The sequence below is a fragment of the Streptomyces sp. NBC_00457 genome (assembly GCF_036014015.1).
Classification (GTDB): domain Bacteria; phylum Actinomycetota; class Actinomycetes; order Streptomycetales; family Streptomycetaceae; genus Streptomyces.
Genome location: NZ_CP107905.1, coordinates 6602679 through 6624672, shown reverse-complemented (window position 1 = coordinate 6624672; position 21994 = coordinate 6602679). Strand labels below are relative to the sequence as shown.

Sequence of the window (21994 nt, the reverse complement as noted above, 5' to 3'; positions counted from 1 at the left end):
TGGACCCCTTGATCGCTTACGGGCGACGGTTGCTCCATGCCCAGCCGCTACCGCCGTTCCATGTCCAGCCCCTACCGCCACCTCTTCACCCTCCCCGGCACCCGAGCCTTCACGATCGGGAATCTCGTCGCCCGGCTCCCCATGGGCATGTTCAGCGTGAGCGCGATCCTGATGATCGCCGGTTCGCGTGGCTCGTACGCCCTCGCCGGCGCCGTCACCGCCACCGGCCTCGCGGCGACCGCCGTGACCGCCCCCTGGATCGCCCGGCTCGTCGACCGGCACGGGCAGGCCCGGGTCGCCGTACCCGCCACCACCCTCGCCGCGCTGGGCAGCCTCGCGCTGCTGCTGTGCGTCCACTACGACGCCCCGGCCTGGACCCTGTTCGCCGCGTATGCCGCGACCGCCACCACCCCCAACCTCGGCGGCATGTCCCGCGCCCGCTGGGCCCACCTGCTCAAAGACGACACCGCCGCCCTGCACACCGCGAACTCCTTCGAACAGGCCGCGGACGAGCTGTGCTTCATGCTGGGCCCGGTCCTCGCGGCCTTTCTCTGCGGCACGTTCTTCCCGGAGGCGGGCACGCTGACCGGCGCCGTCCTCCTGCTCACCGGCATGCTGCTGTTCACCGCCCAACGCGCCACCGAACCGCCGATACAACGGCGGAAACCGGCGAAGGCCCCCCTCCGCACCCCCGGCATGCCCCCGCTCCTCGCCGTATGTCTCGCCCTGGGCGCGGTCTTCGGCTCGATGGAGGTCGTGACGCTCGCGTTCGCGGACGCACAGGGCCACAAGTCGGCGGCGGGCGCGATCCTCGGTCTCCAGGCGGCCGGTTCCTGCGCGGCGGGCCTGCTGTACGGCGCGACGAAGCCGACCGGACCGGCGGAACGCCGTTACCTGTACTGCATAGCCGCCATGACCGCCCTCATGGCCCTCCCCCTGCTCGCCGCGGCCCTCACCGGCTCGCTCCTCGTCCTGGCCGGCGCCCTGCTCGTCGCCGGTATGGCCACGGCGCCGACCATGGTCACCAACATGACCCTGATCCAGCGGCACACCCCGGACGGCCGCCTCAACGAGGGCATGACGCTCGCGGTGACCGCGCTGCTCGGCGGTATCGCGTGCGGCAGCGCGCTGGGCGGCTGGACGACGGAACACCTGTCGGCGACGGCCGGCTTCTGGATACCCGTGGCCGCCGCGGCGGCGGCGCTGGTGATCGCGCTCGCCAGAGCACTTCCCGGAACACTCCGCCGAACCAATTCGCGTCCAGCCCATTGACGCCCTCACAGCCCCCACATACCTTCGCCCGTCGAAGCGCTTCGACGTCCAGCATCGAATCGATTCGACGAACGCGATCCATCTAGATCCATCCGGCTCCGACTTCCCTGGAGGCACGGGATGTTGACGGCACGAAGGCGTGTGGTGGCGACGGCGGTGATACTCGCCGGGTCACTGCTCCTGACCTCCTGCGGAGACTCAGACAGCGGGTCCTCAGGAGACGGCAAGACGCTCAAGCTGTGGCACTACGAGGCCCCGAACAGCGCGATGGGACTGGCCTGGAACGAGGCGATCAAGGAGTTCAAGGCCAAGCATCCGGGCGTGAAGGTGGAGTTCGAGGAGAAGGGCTTCGAGCAGATCCAGAAGACCGCCCCGATGGTCCTCAACTCCTCCGACGCACCCGACGTCATGGAGTACAACAAGGGCAACGCGACGGCGGGCCTGCTGTCCAAGCAGGGTCTGCTCACCGACCTGTCCGCGGAGGCCACGAAGCGCGGCTGGGACAAGAAGCTCAGCGCGAGCGTCCGCACCACCAGCGTGTACGACGCGAACGGCGTGATGGGCTCCGGCAAGTGGTACGGCGTGCCCAACTACGCCGAGTACACGATGGTCTTCTACAACAAGGAACTCTTCGCGAAGTACAAGATCCCCGAGCCGAAGACGTTCGACGAACTGACCGCCGCGATGGACACGTTCGTCAAGAACAAGGTCACCCCGCTCGCCAACGGCGGCGCCGAGTACATCGCCCACCAGTACCTGTACCAGCTGGCCCTGTCGAAGGCCGACCGCGCCTGGGTGGACTCGTACGAGCTGTACAAGGGCAAGACCGACTTCCACGACCCTGCCTGGACGTACGCCGCCGACACCTTCGCCGACTGGGTGAAGAAGGGCTACATCGGCAAGACGTCCAGCAATGTGAAGGCCGAGGAGACCGGGGTCTCCTTCATCCAGGGCAAGGCGCCGATCCTGTTCTCCGGCAGCTGGTGGTACGGCCGTTTCGTGAACGAGGCGAAGTTCGACTGGGGCACCTTCCTGTGGCCCGAGTCCAACCTCACGCTCGGCTCCGGCGGCAATCTGTGGGTGGTGCCCAAGGGCGCCAAGAACAAGGAACTCGCCTACGACTTCATCGACATCACCATGTCGGAGAAGATCCAGAACCTGCTCGGCAACAAGGGCGGCGTCCCGGTCGCGGCCGACGCGAGCGCCATCACCGACCCGAAGTCCAAGACGCTCATCGACAACTTCAACACTCTCTCCGAGCGCGACGGCCTGGCCTTCTACCCCGACTGGCCGGTCCCCGGCTTCTACGACGTCCTCGTCTCCGAGACCCAGAAGCTGATCACCGGCAGCGAGCAGCCGGACGGCTATCTCGACGCCCTCCAGGAGGCGTACGACAAGGGCGTGCCGCAGCAATGACGGTGACCGTCGAGCGGCGGGTGACCGGCAAACAGACCCACGCCGGTCACCCGCGCCGCCCCCGTGACTCGTACGCCCTCTTCCTGCTGCCCGGTGTCCTCGCCTTCCTGGCCGTGATCATCGTCCCGTTCCTGATGAACACGGGCGTGAGCTTCACCGACTGGCAGGGCGTGGGCTCACCGGAGTGGTCCGGGCTCGCCAACTACCGGGAGCTGCTGGACGATTCCGAGTTCTGGGCATCGTTCCGGCACAGCCTGTTCATGGTCGTCGCCATGGCGGCCGTACCGACGGCGGTCGGACTGGTGCTGGCCGCCGCGCTGTTCGACTACGTCGGCAAGCACTTCGGCTCGAAGACGGTCGCCGTCCTGCGCGCCTGCTTCTACCTCCCGCAGGTGCTGCCGATCGCGGTCGCTGGCATCGTCTGGAGCTGGATCCTCGCCCCGGACAGCGGCTCCCTCAACGAACTGCTCAAGGCGATCGGCCTGTCGAGCTGGCAGCAGGACTGGCTCGGCGATCCGGACATCGCGCTCTACAGCGTGATGGGCGTGATGGTCTGGGTACAGCTCGGCTTCCCGCTGGTCATCTTCATGGCGGGTCTCCAGCGCGTCGATCCGCAGCTGTACGAGGCGGCCGAGTTGGACGGCGCCGGCTGGTGGCGCCGCTTCTGGCACATCACGCTGCCGCAGATCCGCCCGGAGATATACGTCGTCCTGACGTGGTGCACGATCGCCGCGCTCAAGGTCTTCGGCGCGGTGTACGTCCTGACGAAGGGCGGACCGGGCGGCGCCACCAACGTGCCGTCCTACTTCTCCTTCACCACGTTCTTCGAGAAGACGCAGGTCGGCTATGGCGCCGCGATCTCCACGGTCCTGACGGTGATCATCCTGCTGCTGTCGCTGATCGGCCTGAAGCTCCAGACCCGCGCGGAGGAAAGGGAGGGATCATGACCGGCGCCCTGCGTCGCTACCCGGTGCTGATCGCCCTGTGCATCGCCGCCCTCTTCATGATCGTGCCGTTTCTCATCGTCACGCTCAACGCGTTCAAGTCCCCCGCCGAGTACTCCCAGAACGGCCCCCTGAGCCTCCCCGACGGCCTCTACCTGGACGGCCTGAAGGACTTCTGGGAACGCGTCGACTACACCCAGAAGCTCGTCAACTCCCTGCTGATCAGCGGCGGGGTGGCGGTGTTCGCGGTGATCCTGTCGATCCTCAACGCCTATGCGATCGGCATCGGCCGGATCAAGGGCCGCACCTGGGTGCTGGCGTTCTTCGTCCTCGCGAACATGCTGCCGCAGGAGGCGCTGGTCTACCCGATCTACTACCTGAGCAAGGAGGCGGGGCTCTACGACACCCGGCTCAGCGTGATCATCGTGTTCACGGTGATCCAGGCGGCGTTCGGCACGTATCTGCTCTCCTCCGTCCTCGGCCAGTTCCCCCGGGAGATCATCGAGGCCGCCCGGATCGACGGCGCGAACAAGTGGCAGATCCTGTGGCGGATCGTCGTCCCCGTCAGCCGTCCCACCATCGGCGTGCTGCTGGTGTTCTTCTTCATCTGGACCTGGAACGAGTTCCTGCTCCCCCTGGTCATGCTGATCTCCAACGACAACCAGACGGTGTCGGTGGCGCTCGGCGTCCTCCAGGGCCAGCGTCTGATGGACGCCACGATGACCAACGCGGCCGCCCTCCTCGGCGTGCTCCCCGCTCTCGTCTTCTTCCTCGTCTTCCAGCGAACGCTCACCCGCGGCATCGCCGTGGGAGCCGTGAAGTAAGGGACCCCCACGTGAAGTTCACCGACGGCTACTGGCTGCTCCGCGAAGGTGTCACCGCGGCCCACCCGGTCGAGGTGCTCGACGTCACCGCGACGGACGGCGCACTGGAGATCCACGCGCCGACCCAGCCCATCCGGCACCGCGGCGACCTGCTGAAGGGACCGGTCGTGACGATCAGCGCCCACACTCCGATGCCCGACGTCATCGGCCTCACCTTCACCCACTTCGAGGGCGAGCAGCCGCGCGGCCCCCAATTCGACCTCGCGAAGGAGGAGACCGCCGCGCACACGGAGTACGACGAGGAGAACGCGACCCTCACCTCCGGCGCGCTGTCGGTCCGGGTGGCCCGCACCGGCCCCTGGCACGTCGACTTCCTCGCCCACGGCCGCACCCTCACCTCCAGCGGCCCCAAGGGCATGGGCATCATGCGGGACGGGGAAGGCTCGCACTACCTGCGGGAACAGCTGAACCTCAAGGTCGGCACCTCCGTCTACGGCCTCGGCGAACGCTTCGGCCCGCTCGTCAAGAACGGCCAGGTCGTCGACATCTGGAACGCCGACGGCGGCACGGCCACCGAACAGGCCTACAAGAACGCCCCGTTCTATCTGACGGACGCCGGCTACGGCGTCTTCGTCGACCACCCGGGCAAGGTCTCCTTCGAGGTGGGCTCGGAGACGGTGTCGAGGGTCCAGTTCAGCGCGGAGACGCAGCAGTTGACGTACTACGTCATCTACGGCCCCTCCCCCAAGGACATCCTCCGCAAGTACACGGCCCTCACCGGCCGCCCGGCCCTCCCGCCCGCCTGGTCGTTCGGGCTGTGGCTGTCGACGTCCTTCACCACGTCGTACGACGAGGAGACGGTGACGTCGTTCATCGAGGGCATGCGGGAGCGCGAACTCCCGCTCTCCGTCTTCCACTTCGACTGCTTCTGGATGCGCGAGTTCAACTGGTGCGACTTCCAGTGGGATCCGCGGGTCTTCCCGGACCCGCAGGGCATGCTGTCCCGGCTGCACGCCCGGGGCCTGCGCGTCAGCGTCTGGATCAACCCGTACATCGCCCAGCGCTCCCCGCTGTTCGCGGAGGGCAAGGCGCTCGGGCATCTGCTGAAGCGGCCGGACGGCAGCGTGTGGCAGTGGGACCTGTGGCAGCCCGGCATGGCCCTGGTCGACTTCACCTCCCCCGCCGCCCGCGACTGGTACGCGGCCAAGCTGGAGGCACTGCTCGCACAGGGCGTGGACTGCTTCAAGACGGACTTCGGCGAGCGGGTGCCGGTGGACGTGGCCTGGTCCGACGGCTCCGACCCGGAGCGGATGCACAACTACTACACGTACCTCTACAACCGCACGGTCTTCGACGTCCTGCGCAAGCACCGCGGCGAGGAGGAGGCGGTCGTCTTCGCCCGGTCGGCGACGGCGGGCAGCCAGAAGTTCCCCGTGCACTGGGGCGGCGACTGCGAGGCGACGTACGAGTCGATGGCCGAGTCACTGCGCGGCGGGCTCTCGCTCGGGCTCTCCGGCTTCGGCTTCTGGAGCCATGACATCGGCGGCTTCGAGGGCACGCCGACGCCGTCGCTGTTCAAGCGGTGGCTGGCGTTCGGGCTGCTGTCGTCGCACAGCCGGCTGCACGGCAGCTCGTCCTACCGGGTTCCGTGGCTGTTCGACGAGGAGTCGGTGGACGTGCTGCGGCACTTCACCCGGCTGAAGCTCAGCCTGATGCCGTATCTGTACGAGGCCGCCCGCACCGCCCAGGCCGAGGGGACGCCGGTCATGCGGGCCATGGTGCTGGAGTTCCCGGACGATCCCGGGTGCGCGCATCTGGAGCGGCAGTACATGCTCGGGCCGGATCTGCTGGTGGCGCCGGTCTTCGACGACGAGGGACAGGTGACCTACTACTGTCCCGAGGGCACCTGGACCCACTTCGTCAGCGGGCAGACGGTCACCGGCCCGCGCTGGGTGCGCGAGAAGCACGGCTTCATGAGCGTGCCGCTGCTGGTCAGGCCCGGTGCGGTGATCCCGGTCGGCGCGGTGGCCGACCGGCCCGACTACGACCACGCCGACGGGGTGACGCTGCGGGCGTACGGGCTGGAGCGGGGCGCCCAGGTGACGGTACGGGTCGGGGAGGTGGCCTTCACCGTCGTACGCGAAGGGGACACGCTGCGGGCGTCGTGCAGTGACCCGTCGGCGCCGTGGGCGCTGGCCGCGGGCGAGCGGGTGGTGCGGGCGCCGGCCGGGACCGGCTTCCTGACGGTGGAGCTGGGCTGATGGTGAAGATCACTGATGTGGCCCGGCACGCCGGGGTCTCCCCCAGCACCGTCTCCTACGCGCTCAGCGGCAAGCGCCCGATCTCCGAGGAGACCCGGCAGCGCGTCGAGGCGTCCATCCGCGAATTGGGCTACCGCCCGCACGCGGGCGCCCGGGCCCTGGCCAGCAGTCGCTCCAACGTGCTGGCACTGGTGGTCCCTTTACGGGCCGGCATCCACGTCCCGGTCGTCATGCAGTTCGCGGTGTCGGTGGTGACGACGGCACGGCGATACGACCATGACGTGCTGCTGCTGACGCAGGAGGAGGGCGAGGAGGGGCTGCGTCGGGTCGCCGACACGGCGCTCGTCGACGCGCTCGTGGTCATGGACGTCCAGCTCGACGACCCCCGGCTGCCGCTGCTGCGCTCGCTGGACCGGCCGTCGGTGATGATCGGGTTCCCGGCCTCATCGGAGGGCCTGACCTGCATCGACCTCGACTTCAAGGCCGCCGGCGAGGCATGCGTGGAGCATCTGGCGCGGCTCGGCCACCGGGTGGTGGCGCTGATCGGGTCACCGCCGGAGGTGTACGTCCGCCAGACCGCGTTCGCCCAGCGCGTGGTCCAGGGCTTCACCGCCGCCGCCGACCGGGGCCGGCTCTCCTCCTCGGTCCACCCGTGCGAGGCCACGCCCGCCGCCGCCCGCGCGGTCGCCGAGCAACTGCTGCGGGAGCAGCCCGCGTTGACCGGCGTCGTCGTGCACAACGAGGCGATCCTGGAGCCGCTGATCGACGCCTTCGGCCGGCTCGGCCTGCGCGTCCCCGCCGACCTGTCCGTCACCGCCATCTGCCCCGACGAACTCGCCGACTCCCTCCGTATCCCGGTCACCTCGGTCGCCCTGCCCTCCGCCGAGGTGGGCGCACAGGCCGTGGAGCTGCTGATGAACAAGCTCGGCGGCAAGACGGTGCCCGAGGCCACGCTGCTGCCGCCCCGGATGACGGAACGCGCGAGCACGGCGCCGCGCAACACGCCCTGAACCCCGTATGTGCAAGGCCCTACCTGAAGGAGCCGTGGCATGAGAGGCAAGACAAGACGCAGATCCACGCTCGTGGTGGCGCTGGCCCTGGTCGCAGGGCTCGGCGCCACCGTCCCCGCCCACGCCGAAGACCCGGCCCACCCGTTCCGCAACCCCACCCTCCCCGTCGAGAAGCGCGTCGACGACCTGCTCGGCAGACTCACCCTCGCGGAGAAGATCTCCCTCCTCCACCAGTACCAGCCCGCCATCCCCCGCCTCGGCATCCAGTCCTTCCGCACCGGTACCGAGGCCCTGCACGGCGTCGCCTGGCTGGGTGAGACCACCGTCTTCCCGCAGGCCATCGGGCTGGCCTCGACCTGGGACCCGGCCCTGATGGAGCAGGTCGGCTCGGCGGTCGGCGACGAGGCCCGCGGCTTCCAGCAGGAACGCCCGGCCGGCTGGGGCCTCAACCTCTGGGCTCCCGTGGTCAACCTCCTCCGCGACCCGCGCTGGGGCCGCAACGAGGAGGGCTACAGCGAGGACCCCGAGCTGACCGGCGCCCTGTCGACGGCGTACGGCGAGGGCCTGACGGGCGGCGACCCCGACCACCTCAAGACGGCGCCCACGATCAAGCACTACCTCGCGAACAACAACGAGTGGAACCGCACGACCACCTCCTCCGACCTGCGTCCACGGGTCGCGAAGGAGTACGACGAGGCCGCCTTCAAACCGGCGATAGAGGCGAACGCGGCGACAGGCGTCATGTCCTCGTACAACCTGGTCAACGGCCGCCCGGCGACCGTGAATCCGGACCTCAACGACGTCGTACGGAAGTGGACCTCGTACGACCTCCTGAACGTCACCGACGCCTTCGCGCCCGGCAACATTCCCGGCTCCCAGCAGTACTACCCGACCCTCGCCGAGGGCGACGCGGCGACGCTCAAGGCCGGCAACGACAGCTTCACGGACAACGACACGAACTCGGGCGTGACGATCGCGGCGATCAACTCGGCCCTGGAGCAGGGCCTGCTGGAGGAGTCGGACGTCGACGAGGCCGCCTCCCACATCCTGTCCGTGCGGGTCCGGCTCGGCGAGTTCGACCCGGGCGGCGGCAAGTACGGCTCGATCGACAAGTCCGTGATCAACAGCCCGGCCCACCAGAAGCTGGCGCGCAAGGCGGCGACCGAGGGCGCGGTGCTGCTGAAGAATGACGCGGCTCTGCCCTTGAAGAAGTCCGAGAGGGACGTCGCCGTCGTCGGCCCGCTCGCCGACACCCTCTACACCGACTGGTATTCCGGCACCCTCCCCTACGCGGTCACGCCTGCCGACGGCGTCGCCGCGAAGCTTTCCACCGAGGTGACCAGCAGCGAGGGCGTCGACCGGATCGCGCTGAAGAACGCGGCGACGGGGAAGTACATCACCGCGGGCACGGACGCGGACGGCGAGGCGCTGAAGGAGACCGAAGTCTCCAGTACGGCCGGACAATTCGACGTCTTCGACTGGGGCGGCGGCGTGGTGACCCTGCGCTCCGCGGCCAACGGCAAGTACGTCGGTTACAACTGGTCGAACTTCGTCAACGACCAGACGCAGCCGAACGGTTGGTATGTGCAGCAGCAGTTCAAGCTGGAGGAACAGACGGACGGCACGTATCTGCTCCGCTACGCCGGCTACGAGACCGAGGAGTCCTGGTGGTCCAACCCGGTCTACCTCGGCCCGACCGGTGAGGACGGCACGCTGGGCCTGGTGGCGAAGGACGCCGCCGCGCACTACACGAAGGACGTCGTCCGCAGCGGCGTCGACGAGGCCGTGGCCGCGGTGAAGGGCAAGGACACGGCCGTGGTGGTGATCGGCTCCAACCCGTCGATCAACGGCCGCGAGGCCCACGACCGCACCGACATGGGTCTCGCCCCGGCTCAGGAAGCCCTGGTCAGGGCCGTTCACAAGGCCAACCCGAACACGGTCGTGGTCGTCGAGAACAGCTACCCGACCACCCTCGGCGCCTTGCAGAAGGAGGTCCCGGCCGTGCTGTGGACGTCCCACGCGGGCCAGGAGACGGGCAACGCGCTCGCCGACCTCCTGTACGGCGACGCGAACCCGTCGGGCCGCCTCACCCAGACCTGGTACCGCTCCGAGGCGGACCTCCCGTCGATCCTCGACTACGACATCATCAAGTCCGACCGCACCTACCAGTACTTCAAGGGCCGGGCCCTCTACCCCTTCGGCCACGGCCTCTCCTACACGAACTTCCGCTACGGCGCCCTGAAGAAGACCGACGGCGGCTACGCCCTGACCGTCACCAACACCGGCCGCCGCACCGGCGACGAGGTCGTCCAGCTCTACGTCCACCAGCGCGCCTCCCGCGACAAGCAGCCGCTGAAGCAGCTGAAGGCGTTCCAGCGGGTGTCGCTGAAGCCCGGCGAGACCAAGACGGTCAAGCTGAAGGTGACACCCAAGGACCTCGCGCACTGGGACGTCACCCGCTCCAAGTGGGTGGTGGAGAAGGGCACATACGACGTCCTGGCCGGCGCCTCCTCCGCCGACATCCGCGCCCGTACGACGTGGCAGGTGTCCGGGGAGACGATCCCGGCGCGCGACCTGTCCCGTACGACCCGCGCCGAGAACTTCGACGACTACGCCGGCACGCGTCTCGTCGACGAGTCGAAGGCGCGCGGCACGGCGGTGGGCACGGCGGCCGACCGGGCGTGGCTGAAGTTCGGGGACGCCCAACTGCGGTCGGGCGCCACCAGGTTCACCGCACGCGTGGCGGGCGCGGCAGGCACGGTCGAGATCAGGCTCGGCTCCCCGACCGGCACACTCGTCGGTACGGCCGTGACGGACGGGACGCCTTCGCCGTACGACTACGAGACGGTGACCGCCGATCTCGCGCGCGCGGCGAAGGGCCGTACGGACGTGTATCTCGTGCTGAAGGGAGAGGGCCTGCGCCTGGCGACGTTCAGTCTGCGCTGACGGGCACCCGGCGCAGGCCCGGCCTCAGCAGCGGGCGGGCTTGCGCCACGCGCACTCGACGTCGGTGCCCTGGGTCGCCTTCGGCTGGACCGCCGTCGCGGCCTCTTCCGTCGACTTCGCGAGCGTGACCACGATGGCGTCCTCCAACGGCTTCACGGAGGACGCCAGATAGTTGTTGAGGACGATGCTGAAGACCAGCTCGCGTCCACCGGCGTCCGTGACATACCCGGACAGGGCCGAGGCCCCCGTCAACGACCCCGTCTTGGCGCGGGCGTTGAGCGCGGCGGCCGTACCGCACATCCGGGAGCGCAGGGTGCCGCCGACGAACCGGTCGGGATCGCAGGCGACCGGCAGCGAGCGCAGCCAGTCGGCGTACCAGGGCTCGGCACGTACGGCGAGGAGGAGCTCGGCGAGCTGTGCCGCGGGGAAGTTGTCCATCCGCGACAGCCCCGACCCGTCGACCTGACGGACCCTGCCGGTGTCGACGCCGATGCCCTTGAGATATCCGCTGACGGCGGCCAGCCCGGCACTCCAGCTCCCCTGCTTCGACACCTCGTACGCCATGGCCTTGGTGAGGATCTCGGCGTGCATGTTGTTGGAGAGCTTCATGAACGGGACGAGCAGGTCCTTGAGGGCCATGGAGTCGTGCGAGGCCAACTCGCGTGCGGATGCGGGCGTTTGACGCCCGAGCCGAGTCGGCCCGGCGACCTTGACCCCGTGATCCGCGAGCGCGTCCCGGAAGACGGCGGCGGCGTATCCGGTGGGCTCCCACACGGTGATCCACTCCTTGGCACCGGAGCCGCCCACGGGGGTCGTACCGCTGACGACGATGTCGTTGGTGCCGTGCTCCCGCTCGACGGTCAGGTCGTTCGGGCCCCCGGCGGCGACGGTGGTGGCGCGCACGTCGATGTCGATAAAGTCCGTGTCGGGTGTGACGGCGACGACGGGCTCGTCCCCCGCCTTCGCACCCGGCGTCACCGTGACGATCACGCTCCCGGTGTCGTAGTCGGTGTCCGGCGCCACGCTCAGCGCGCTGATCTGCGCGGAGTAGTACGAGGACTCGTCGTCGGCTGCCCAGGAACGGCCGAGCCGCTGGGCGTCGAACCGGGTGTCGTCGGCGATCAGCCGTCCGTCGACGCGTTTGACACCGGCCGCGGCGACCTGGGCGGCAAGGCGGTCGTAGTCGGCGGCGAGCAGGGTCGGGTCGCCGGTGCCGCGCAGATACAGATCGCCCCGGAGCACGGACCCGGACCGCCGTCCGGCCGCCAGGACATCCGTGGTGAACCGGTACCCGGGGCCGAGGATCTCCATCGCGGCGGCCGAGGTGGGCAGCTTGGTGTTGGAGGCCGGCATCAGCCGGGTGCTGGGCAGATGCTGGTACAGCAACTCACCGCTCACCGCATCGGCGATCACGACACTCGCCACCCCGCCCTCCATCCGGGCGTCGCCCAGGATGGTGTCGACGGCCTCCGGCAGACCGGTGCGATCGGAATCCGCACCGGCCTGCGCGCCGGGCCCCAGGACGGCGGCGAGCGCCGCCACCAGGGCCCAGATCCATACGCTTCTACGGGAGTTGAGACGTCTCCCGGACCATCTCACGGGTGTGCTCATGCCAAGGGAGCATTCCCGATACCGGAACCGGGCAACAGACCGCCTCAGCCACCGAGCCCCCAGGCCCGCCCCATCCGGTACGCGGCGCACAGGTCGACGTCGAGGATGTACGCCCCGGCACTCCCGCACTGCTCGGCCCCGCTGCCGGGGTCGACGGGCTGCCCGTGGCCCATGCCGGTGATGCTGTAGGTCTCTACGGCGGTGTTCCCGCCCGAGTCCCGGAAGACCTGGTGCGGATATCCGGCGACGGTGTCGCTGACGTCGGCGGACTGGTCGGTCCCGTGGACATCGGCCCACTGCTTCACCAGGTCGGTCATGTTGACGGGCTTCACGGTGTAGTCGGCGGTGCCCTGGAAGGCGACCAGGGTGGGCCAGGGTCCGGTGTACCCGGGGCGGGCGGCGCGGACGCGGTCGCCCCACTGGTCCGGGGTCTGGGTGGCGCCGACGTACATGCAGACGTACGGCGACCCGGCGGCCTGCGCGCAGCCGTACGGCAGCCCGGCGACGATCCCGCCCGCCTTGAACTTCTCCGGGTACGCCGCCATCATCACGGCGGTCATCGCGCCCCCGGCGGAGAGCCCGGTGACATACACCCGCGAACCGTCCCCACCGGCGTCGGCGAGCTGCCGGTCGACCATCTGCGCGACGGACGCGGTCTCGCCCTGGCCACGCGCCATGTCGCCGCTCTGGAACCAGTTGAAGCAGGACGAGCCGTTGTTCGCGCTCTGCTGCTGCGGCAGCACCACCGAGAAGCCCCACCGGTCGGCGAGCTGCGTCCACCCGCTGCCGGTGCCGTACCCGGACGCGTTCTGCGTACACCCGTGCATCGCGACGACGACCGGCCGCCCGGCGGGCAGCCCGTCAGGGACGTACCGGAACATCCTCAGCGCACCCGGATTCGACCCGAACCCGGTCACCTCCTGGAGAGAGGCGGCAGCTGCTCTGCCCGGAGTCAGCAAACCGGCGAGAAGGGCGACCAGCAGGGTCGCCAGGACAGTGATACGACGTGCGGCTCTGGTCTGTGTCATGCAGCGGGACGGTAGAACCGCGAACCACCGGCCGATATGTCGCCGGACAACACAACTAGGGCCCGGCGTCATGTGCCGCCGGGCCTCGAGGAAGGGGGTGCGGGTGGCGAAGCCCCCGCTCGCGCGGCGCAGCCGCGCAATAACGACGAAGGCGACGCGGCCCGCGCTGTCCGCGGGCACACGTCGCCTTCGACTTCGTGGAGATGGCGGGAATCGAACCCGCGTCCAACGGTGCAGAATCAGGGCTTCTCCGTGTGCAGTTCGCTGCGATTTTCTCGGCCCCGGCGATCACGCGAACAAGTCGCCGACGGGCCCAGTCACTGTTTGATTTCCCATCGAACCCCGTGACCGGGCTCGATGGTTTAGTTCCCTAGATTATGCCAGGATCCGGGCCGGGAACACTCCCGGGCTGACACCCTTTATGGGCCTTCACTCACTGCTTATTAGGCAGCGAGGGCGAAGGCGCGGGAATCGCTCTTGGTATTGGCGATTATTGGTTGCGACATATGGTTTACGAGATCATTGCCGCTTCCTCGACACGCTTCCCCTGCTTCGACAGCCGCTGTCGAAACCGATCATCCCCATGTTGATTTTTCAAGGTGCGCCCCGTTACCAGCGGGGCTGTGCCCATCGTACGTGACCAACGCACGTCGATGCCACCGTATTCCCGCCCCGTCAGGCGCTCCGCTGCCGCCGCTTCGCCGCCGCGATCGCCCGCTCCGACTCCCGCCGGTCCTGCTTCTCCCGCAGGGTCTGGCGCTTGTCGTACTCCTTCTTGCCTCGAGCGAGGGCGATCTCGGCCTTCGCGCGGCCGTCCTTGAAGTACAGGGCGAGGGGCACGATGGTGTGACCCGTCTCCTGGGACTTCGCCTCCAGCTTGTCGATCTCCTCACGGTGCAGGAGGAGCTTGCGCTTGCGGCGCGCGGAGTGGTTGGTCCAGCTGCCCTGGTGATACTCGGGGATGTGGGCGTTGTGCAGCCACGCCTCGCCCTGGTCGATCTGGACGAAGCCGTCGGTCAGCGACGTCCGCCCCTCACGCAGCGACTTGACCTCGGTCCCCATGAGGACGAGACCGGCCTCAAAGGTGTCGATGATCGCGTAGTCGTGGCGGGCCTTCTTGTTCTGGGCGACGATCTTGCGCTTGCCGCCCTTCTCGCCGTCCCTGGCCTTCGCGGCGGCAGCGCCGCCCTGCTTGGGCTGGGACTCCTTGGGTACGTACATTCCCTTGCTCATAGTGCTGGCCATTTTCGCACTACAAGGGGGTCCGAGGGAAAGGCGATTACGAAGCGTCCCCGAGCCCGCTCAGCACCGTCTCCGCCTGCTTCAGCGCCCCGGTGTCGGCCTCGAGGTCGGGCGTGATGCCCTTGCCGTCGACGCCGCGGCCGGACGGCGTGCGGTAGTGCCCGACGGTCAGCTCGGCGACGGAGCCGTCGGGCAGCCGGGTCGGCATCTGCACGGACCCCTTGCCGAAGGTGCGGGAGCCCACGACGACCGCGCGACCGCGGTCCTGCAGGGCGCCGGTGAGCAGCTCGGCCGCGCTCATCGTGCCGCCGTCGACGAGCGCGACCAGGGGTCTGGTGGTGTCGCCGCCGGCCTCGGCGTGCAGGGCGTGCTCGGTGCCGTCGACGTCGTACGTGGCGACGAGGCCGCCGTCGAGGAAGGCGGAGGCGGCGGTGACGGCCTCGGTGACGAATCCGCCGGAGTTGCCGCGCAGGTCGAGGACGATCCCGGTGTCGGCGGGGGCCTGCCGTACGGCGTCGCGGACCACGTCGCCCGAGCCCTTGGTGAACGCGTCGATGGTGATGACGGTGACCCGGTCGGCGAGATTCCGGACGGTGACCGAGTCCGTGGACAGACGGGCCCGGCGCAGAGTGAGGCTCCACGCGTGCGTGCCGCGTTCCAGGCCGAGCCGGACGGTCGTACCGGCGGCGGCGTCGGTCGCGTCACCGCGCAGTAAGGAGACCACCTCGGTGACGGGCCGCCCCTCGACGCGCGCGCCGTCGACGGAACGCAGCCGGTCCCCGGCGCGGATCCCGGCGGTGGCCGCGGGCGACCCGGCGCTCACCTTGGTCACCTCGATACGGCCGTCCCGCACGCCGCGCGTCCACAGCCCGACGCCGGTGTACTCGCCGTCGAGGGACTCCTCGAACTCCTCGAACTCGCCCGGCGAGTAGACGGCGTCCCAGCGGTCGCCGCTGCGGCTCACCGCGCGTTCGGCGGCCTCCATCGGGGACTTGCCGACGGCCATCGCCTCTGCGGCGGCCTCGGTGACCTCCTGGGGCCGGGCGGCGGAGGCGGACGAACGGGACGTGCCCGGCGTGGTCTTCCGGTCAGGTCCGGGCAGGGAGCCGGTCGCGGCACCGGCGACCAGCACACTCGCGAACACCAATGTCAGGGCGGCCCCGCGGCCGAAGCGGCGGGGCTGACAGAACAGGTCACGGCCTGACATGCCGGTGAGTCTAGGACAACGCGAAGGGCCGCACGGCCGGTTGACCGTACGGCCCTCTTGGCGTGCGTCACACCTTCAGGTACTTGCGCAGCGCGAAGAACGCGGCCAACGCGGGCATCAGCAGGCTCGTCGCGAGGATGAGCGGCAGCTTCGTCAGGACGGCGTCCCAGCCGATGAAGTTGATCAGATTCAGCTTCTCGGACAGGGCCAAGCCGTGGTCGATGATGAAGTACCGCGCGACCACCAGGAACCCGCACGCGACCCCGCCGCCGATCAGCCCGGCGACGGCGGCCTCCATGATGAACGGCGCCTGGATGTAGAAGCCGGAGGCGCCGACGAGCCGCATGATGCCGGTCTCGCGGCGCCGGCTGAACGCCGAGACGCGCACGGTGTTGACGATCAGCATCAGCGCCACGACCAGCATCAGCGCCATCACGGCCCGCGCCGCCCAGTTCATGCCGTTGAGCAGTCCGAAGAGGTTGTCCAGGATCCCCTTCTGGTCCTGCACGGACTGCACGCCGTCCCGCCCGTCGAAGGCGGTCGCGATGACCTGGTACTTCTCCGGGTCCTTCAGCTTGATCCGGTACGACTCCTGCATCTGGTCCGGCGTGAGCGAGCTGGCCAGCGGGGAGTCGCCGAACTGCTCCTTGTAGTGCTTGTACGCCGCGTCCTGCGACTCGTAGGTGACCGTGTCGACCACGGACATCTTCTTCAGATCGCCGAGGATCTGGTCCTTCTGGTCCTTGGTGACCGCGCCCTTGGCGCAGTTGGGGTCGGACTCGGCGTCGCTCTTGTTGCAGAGGAAGACCGAGACGTTGACCTTGTCGTACCAGTAGCCCTTCATCGTGTTGACCTGATCGCTCATCAGCAGCGACCCGCCGAACAGGGCGAGGGACAGGGCGACGGAGACGATGACAGCGAAGGTCATCGTCAGATTGCGGCGGAGACCGACACCGATCTCGGACAGAACGAACTGGGCGCGCATGGCGTCTCTTTCAGGCCTTTCCGTGGACGGGGGAGCGGGTCAGTGCTGGTAGCCGTAGACGCCGCGTGCCTGGTCGCGGACGAGGCGGCCCTTCTCCAGCTCGATGACGCGCTTGCGCATCTGGTCCACGATGTTCTGGTCGTGCGTCGCCATCACCACGGTCGTGCCGGTCCGGTTGATCCGGTCGAGCAGCTTCATGATGCCGACGGAGGTCTGCGGGTCGAGGTTGCCGGTGGGCTCGTCCGCGATCAGCAGCTTGGGCCGGTTGACGAAGGCCCGCGCGATCGCCACGCGCTGCTGCTCACCACCGGACAGCTCACCGGGCATCCGGTCCTCTTTGCCGCCAAGCCCGACCAGGTCGAGCACCTGCGGCACGGACTTGCGGATCTCACCGCGGGACTTGCCGATCACTTCCTGCGCGAAGGCCACGTTCTCGGCGACCGTCTTGTTCGGCAGGAGGCGGAAGTCCTGGAACACCGTCCCCAACTGGCGGCGCATCTGCGGCACCTTCCAGTTGGAGAGGCGCGCGAGGTCCTTGCCCAGGACGTGCACCTGACCGTGGCTGCACCGCTCCTCGCGGAGGATCAGCCGCAGGAAGGTGGACTTTCCGGAGCCGGAGGACCCCACCAGGAACACGAACTCGCCCTTCTCCACTTCCAGGGACACATCCCTGAGTGCGGGGCGGGTCTGCTTGGGGTAGACCTTGGAGACGTTGTCGAATCGGATCACGGATGCACCACGGTTAGCCGGGGGTAGATGAGCGTGACCATACGCGAACGGGGAGCATGAGCGCAGTCACGAGAGGGGATGCGCGAGGCTTGTGCGGTTTTGTGAGCGCCCCAAAGGGGCGCGGGGAACTGCGCGACAAGCCACACCCAACCCGCAGCCGCGAGATAATGGCCAACCACCCCTCTGAGAGCGACCCGCGCACCTTCCGGAGGAACCTGGCATGGTGGAGAGGGGAACGTTCTCGTACGCGAGGGCGTTCTAGGGGTGGAACCGCTGGCGAGGAGGCGAGGCGCATGACGTACGACCGGCTGGTGTGCGCGAACTGCGCGGCGCCCGTGAACGAGGGCCGCTGCCCGGTCTGCCGGGCGAACCGCCAGCGACTGCAGCAGGAGAACCCCTTCGCGGGGCTCAACCCGATGACGCTGATCGCCCTGCTGGCGATACTGATCGCGGCCGTGGCACTGCTGGCGCACCAGACCGCCTAGAGCGGCCTCGGACCCGCACCCCACAAGGCACACAAGGCATGTGAAGGGCCCGGAGCGACACCGCTCCGGGCCCTTCATCACTCACAGCGCATACGTTCCGTATGACTGCGGCTACCGTCAGGCAGCCGCACCGCCACGGCCGCCCATGAGGCGCGGCAGAACGCGGAAGCCGATGCCACCGGCGATCATCGTCGCGGCACCGATCAGCAGGAACGTGGTCTGAGCGGCACCGGTCTCGGCGAGCTCGTCACCGTTGCCCTGGGCATTGGTGTCGGTCGCGGCGGCCTCAGAGCCGGTGTCGGTGAGGGAGGACGAGCCCTCCTGCTGCGCCGAGGAGCCACCGTCGGGGTCGGCGTTGTTGCCGCCACCGCCGGCGTTCCCGTTCCCGTTGCCATTTCCGTTGCCGTTACCCGGGTCGGACGGGTCGTCGGAGGCCGGCGGCTCGGTGGGCTCGGGCTCCTCCGGCGGCTCGCTCGGCTCCAGGGTCGGCTCCGGAGGAAGGTCCGTCGGAAGGCCGGTGGGCGCATCGGTCGGCAGGCCCGTCGGGACCGTCGGCTCCGGCTCCGGCGAGGGAGACTCGTCGCCACACAGGATGCCGAGGATGCAGTCGTCCCCGGGCTCCTCCGCAGCCGAAGCGGCGCCCGCAGCGGTCAGCGAAGCACCGGCGGCGATCACGGTCGCGGCTGCGAGGCGCGCGACGCGGATGCGCGTCTTGTTGGTCATCTGGTTGCTACCCCCAGTAGCTGATCGTCATTGAGGCGGCGCTCGGGGCTGTGATCGACGGGATAGCTGAACTCACGGCCCCCCGGTTCACATGCGCCCCGGAGATACGCATGCCACGCTTTACCCTTCCCATTTTTCAAAGCAACGTCAAGGCCGTTTACATACGCGATGTCCAATTGCGGCGACTATGCGATGGGTTGGAGTCTGTGAGTGTGATGTAAAACCTGGACATGCAGGCACGCAAAAGGCAACTGCCGCCGAGGTGGCGGCAGTTGCCTTGTCGACAAAGTTACTTCTCTTGCTGCTTGCGCCAGCGAATTCCGGCCTCGAGGAACCCGTCGATCTCGCCGTTGAACACGGCCTCGGGGTTGCCGACTTCGAACTCGGTGCGCAGGTCCTTGACCATCTGGTACGGGTGCAGGACGTACGAACGCATCTGGTTGCCCCAGGAGTTGCCGCCGTCGCCCTTGAGCGCGTCCATCGCGGCCTGTTCCTCCTGGCGGCGCCGCTCCAGCAGCTTGGCCTGGAGCACGTTCATGGCGCTCGCCTTGTTCTGGATCTGCGACCGCTCGTTCTGACAGGAGACGACGATGCCGGTGGGGAGGTGGGTGAGCCGCACCGCGGAGTCAGTGGTGTTGACACCCTGACCACCGGGCCCGGACGACCGGTACACGTCCACGCGCAGCTCGGACTCGTCGATCTCGATGTGGTCGGTCTGCTCGACCACGGGGAGGATCTCCACGCCCGCGAAGGAGGTCTGCCGGCGCCCCTGGTTGTCGTAGGGCGAGATCCGCACCAGCCGGTGCGTGCCCTGCTCGACGGAGAGGGTCCCGTAGGCGTACGGCGACTGCACGGCGAAGGTGGTCGACTTGATGCCGGCCTCTTCGGCGTACGACGTCTCGTACACCTCGGTCTTGTAGCCGTGCTGCTCGGCCCACCGCAGGTACATCCGCTGGAGCTTCTCGGCGAAGTCGGCGGCGTCGACGCCACCGGCCTCGGCGCGGATGTTGACGAGCGCTTCCCGGGAGTCGTACTCGCCGCTGAGGAGCGTCCGCACTTCCATCTCGTCGAGGGCCTTCTTGACGGCGATGAGCTCGGCGTCGGCCTCGGCGCGGGTGTCCGGGTCGTCCTCCTCCTCGGCCATCTCGAAGAGAACGGCGAGGTCGTCAATGCGACCGCGGAGGGCCTCGGCCTTCCTCACCTCCGCCTGAAGGTGGGAGAGCTTGCTGGTGATCTTCTGCGCCTCGTCCGGGTTGTCCCACAGGGACGGCGCGGCCGCCTGCTCCTCGAGCACGGCGATGTCTGCCCTCAGCTTGTCGAGGTCCAGAACGGCCTCGATCGACTCCATGGTCGAGGAGAGGGACTTGAGCTCTTCGGATACATCGACGACTGCCACACCCCCAGCGTAACGGCTCCGCCAACCGAGGAACGCCGGGTCACCGCCACTTATCCGTGCCCCAGCGTTGGCACCCCGGTAAGCACAATTCAGCCCGTCCGGCGTTTGAGCACGAGGCCGCAGGCCGATGGGGTGCGGGGCGAAGCCCCGGTGGGGCGCAAGGGCGCAGCCCCGCCGGGGTCCACGGGCGAACCCCCGCCGGGGTCCAGGGGCGAAGCCCCGCCGGGGTCCAGGGGCGAAGCCCCGGTGGGGTGCAAGGGCGAAGCCCCGCTGGGGTCCACGGGCGAAGCCCCGCCGGGGTCCACGGGCGAAGCCCCGCCGGGGTCCACGGGCGAAGCCCCGCCGGGGTCCACGGGCGAAGCCCCGCCGGGGTCCACGGGCGAAGCCCCGCCGGGGTCCACGGGCGAAGCCCCGCCGGGGTCCACGGGCGAAGCCCCGCCGGGGTCCAGGGGCGAAGCCCCGGTGGGGTGCAGGGGCGGAGCCCCGCGGGGGGTGCAGGGGGCGCAGCCCCCTGGCGGGGTCGAAGGGGCGGAGCCCCTTCAGGATGGGACGGGTAGGGGCGGCGGGGGCGAAGAACACTCAGGGCGTGGCCGGCGCCGAGTTGTTCGTGTCCTGGGGAGTCGCGTCCGCATCGTCCCCCGACGTCGCCAGCCACGCCCCCACCCCCGCAGCCACCACCAACACCACCGCAGCCACCCCCACCGCCACCCTCCGCCGCCGAGTGACAGCCCGATGCCGCGCGGACCCCGGCCGAGGCGCCCCCGCCGCCCGCGGCACCCGCGCCGTCCCCCGCGCACCCCCGGCCAGCTCATCCGGCCCCGGCACCCTCATCGACGTATGCGTGTCCCGATTGGAGTCGGCCGGCTTCGCCCCCGGCACCAGCGGCACCGCCCCCCGCCGCCGCACCCGCTCCCCCCGCTCGGCGGCCGACGCCCCCGTCCCGACGGCCTCCTCCGCTTCCTCCGCCGCCTGGGCGTCCGCATCCGGCTCGTCCACATCCAGCGGCGGCATCCCGGCCATCAGAGGCAACAGCTCCCGCAGCCGCGCCCCCATCTCGGAGGCCCGCAGCCGCGAGGCCGGCGCCTTGGCGAGGCACTGGACGAGCAACTGCCACAGTTCGTCGGGGATGCCGGGAAGAGGGACCACCGTCTCCGTGACATGGCGGCGCAGCACCGCCCCGGGATGCCCGCCACCGAAGGGCGTGAAGCCGGCCAGCAACTCGTACAGCACGGTCGCCAGCGCGTAGATGTCGACCGACGCCCGCGGCGGCAGCCCCTCGACGATCTCCGGCGCGAGATAGTCCGGCGTACCGATGATCTTCGTCGCCCGGGTCCGCCGCGGCGAGTCGATGAGTTTCGCCACACCGAAGTCGGTCAGCAGCGCCCGGTGCGAACTCCCGGGCCCGAGCGGGCCCTGCATGTCGAGCAGCACGTTCTCCGGCTTGACGTCCCGGTGCACGACCCCGGCGGCATGCGCGGCCGCCAGCCCGTCCGCGACGTCCGCGACGATCGCGACGGCGGCCTCGGGGGCCAGCCGCCGGTCGCGGTCCAGCCGGGTGCGCAGATCGGTGCCTCGTACGAGATCCATGACCAGCGCGAGATCGTTTCCGTCGACCACCAGGTCGCGCACGGACACGACGTTCGGGTGCTCGAGGCCGAGCAGTGCCGTGCGCTCCTGCACGAAGCGTCCGACGAGCTCCTGGTCGGACGCGAGGTCCTCGCGCAGCAGCTTGATGGCGACGGGCCCTTCCGGCCCCTCGCCCAGCCACACCGTGCCGGCGCTGCCCCGCCCCAGGATCTGGTGGGCGGTGTACCGGCTGCCGATCTTCCGTGCCAAGGCTGCTCCTACGGACGCGTGTTAGTCGCTAAAACTACGCGTCCGACGAGCCAACCTTCACCGCGGAGGCGGAAATCAC

At 69.3% G+C, this 21994-nt stretch carries 17 protein-coding genes and 1 other RNA gene; 8 read left to right on the top strand and 10 right to left on the bottom strand.

Going from position 1 to position 21994, the window contains the following annotated elements; genetic code table 11:
* Positions 1–36 precede the first annotated feature (36 nt).
* From OG828_RS30215 to OG828_RS30185, 7 genes are all read left to right on the top strand, one after another.
* Positions 37–1272 (top strand): MFS transporter, encoded by a 1236-nt coding sequence (locus tag OG828_RS30215; protein WP_328502897.1) that lies wholly within the window; start codon positions 37–39, stop codon positions 1270–1272.
* Between the two features lie 120 nt (positions 1273–1392).
* The gene (locus OG828_RS30210; protein ID WP_328502896.1) at positions 1393–2688 is read left to right on the top strand and encodes an ABC transporter substrate-binding protein; all 1296 of its coding nucleotides are present in this window, start codon (positions 1393–1395) and stop codon (positions 2686–2688) included.
* Positions 2685–3635, top strand: coding sequence for a carbohydrate ABC transporter permease (locus tag OG828_RS30205; protein WP_328363609.1), 951 nt, complete (start codon positions 2685–2687; stop codon positions 3633–3635). The genes OG828_RS30210 and OG828_RS30205 overlap by 4 nt, the downstream gene beginning before the upstream one ends.
* A complete protein-coding gene (locus tag OG828_RS30200) occupies positions 3632–4456 on the top strand; it encodes a carbohydrate ABC transporter permease (RefSeq protein WP_328363606.1) in 825 nt (274 codons plus the stop codon). The genes OG828_RS30205 and OG828_RS30200 overlap by 4 nt, the downstream gene beginning before the upstream one ends.
* 11 nt (positions 4457–4467) lie before the next feature.
* A complete protein-coding gene (yicI, locus tag OG828_RS30195) occupies positions 4468–6717 on the top strand; it encodes an alpha-xylosidase (RefSeq protein ID WP_328363603.1) in 2250 nt (749 codons plus the stop codon).
* Positions 6717–7727: a LacI family DNA-binding transcriptional regulator gene (locus OG828_RS30190; protein ID WP_210580105.1), complete on the top strand. Its 1011-nt coding sequence runs from the start codon at positions 6717–6719 to the stop codon at positions 7725–7727. The genes yicI and OG828_RS30190 overlap by 1 nt, the downstream gene beginning before the upstream one ends.
* Positions 7728–7766: 39 nt before the next feature.
* On the top strand, positions 7767–10673 hold the full coding sequence (locus OG828_RS30185; protein ID WP_328502895.1) for a glycoside hydrolase family 3 protein: 2907 nt from the start codon (positions 7767–7769) through the stop codon (positions 10671–10673).
* Between the two features lie 24 nt (positions 10674–10697).
* Here OG828_RS30185 and dacB read toward each other — a convergent pair whose 3' ends face one another.
* The 7 genes from dacB to ftsE all read right to left on the bottom strand — a co-directional run bounded on the left by dacB (position 10698) and on the right by ftsE (position 17475).
* On the bottom strand, positions 10698–12284 hold the full coding sequence (gene dacB, locus OG828_RS30180; protein ID WP_328502894.1) for a D-alanyl-D-alanine carboxypeptidase/D-alanyl-D-alanine endopeptidase: 1587 nt from the start codon (positions 12282–12284) through the stop codon (positions 10698–10700).
* Between the two features lie 44 nt (positions 12285–12328).
* Positions 12329–13312 carry an extracellular catalytic domain type 1 short-chain-length polyhydroxyalkanoate depolymerase gene (locus OG828_RS30175; protein ID WP_328502893.1) on the bottom strand — a complete coding sequence of 328 codons (984 nt, stop codon included), beginning with the start codon at positions 13310–13312 and terminating at the stop codon, positions 12329–12331.
* A 195-nt stretch (positions 13313–13507) separates the two neighbouring features.
* Positions 13508–13895, bottom strand: a transfer-messenger RNA (tmRNA) gene (ssrA, locus tag OG828_RS30170).
* A 92-nt stretch (positions 13896–13987) separates the two neighbouring features.
* Positions 13988–14533, bottom strand: coding sequence for an SsrA-binding protein SmpB (gene smpB / locus OG828_RS30165; RefSeq protein ID WP_328372295.1), 546 nt, complete (start codon positions 14531–14533; stop codon positions 13988–13990).
* A gap of 58 nt (positions 14534–14591) precedes the next feature.
* Positions 14592–15761: a S41 family peptidase gene (locus OG828_RS30160; protein WP_328502892.1), complete on the bottom strand. Its 1170-nt coding sequence runs from the start codon at positions 15759–15761 to the stop codon at positions 14592–14594.
* A gap of 67 nt (positions 15762–15828) precedes the next feature.
* Positions 15829–16746: a permease-like cell division protein FtsX gene (gene ftsX, locus OG828_RS30155; protein ID WP_328363584.1), complete on the bottom strand. Its 918-nt coding sequence runs from the start codon at positions 16744–16746 to the stop codon at positions 15829–15831.
* A 39-nt stretch (positions 16747–16785) separates the two neighbouring features.
* The gene (gene ftsE / locus OG828_RS30150) at positions 16786–17475 is read right to left on the bottom strand and encodes a cell division ATP-binding protein FtsE (protein ID WP_004000799.1); all 690 of its coding nucleotides are present in this window, start codon (positions 17473–17475) and stop codon (positions 16786–16788) included.
* Positions 17476–17768: 293 nt separating this feature from the next.
* Between ftsE and OG828_RS30145 the strand changes: the two genes are divergently transcribed.
* Positions 17769–17960, top strand: coding sequence for a hypothetical protein (locus tag OG828_RS30145; protein WP_210580151.1), 192 nt, complete (start codon positions 17769–17771; stop codon positions 17958–17960).
* 117 nt (positions 17961–18077) lie between these two features.
* On the opposite strand, the gene OG828_RS30140 is transcribed toward OG828_RS30145, so the two are convergent.
* The 3 genes from OG828_RS30140 to OG828_RS30130 all read right to left on the bottom strand — a co-directional run bounded on the left by OG828_RS30140 (position 18078) and on the right by OG828_RS30130 (position 21915).
* Positions 18078–18683, bottom strand: coding sequence for an LPXTG cell wall anchor domain-containing protein (locus tag OG828_RS30140; protein ID WP_328363580.1), 606 nt, complete (start codon positions 18681–18683; stop codon positions 18078–18080).
* Positions 18684–18972: 289 nt separating this feature from the next.
* Positions 18973–20079, bottom strand: a complete 1107-nt coding sequence (gene prfB, locus OG828_RS30135) for a peptide chain release factor 2 (RefSeq protein WP_328363577.1) — start codon at positions 20077–20079, stop codon at positions 18973–18975.
* A 579-nt stretch (positions 20080–20658) separates the two neighbouring features.
* Entirely contained in the window at positions 20659–21915 is a 1257-nt protein-coding gene (locus tag OG828_RS30130) for a serine/threonine-protein kinase (protein WP_328502891.1), read from the bottom strand.
* Positions 21916–21994 lie beyond the last annotated feature (79 nt).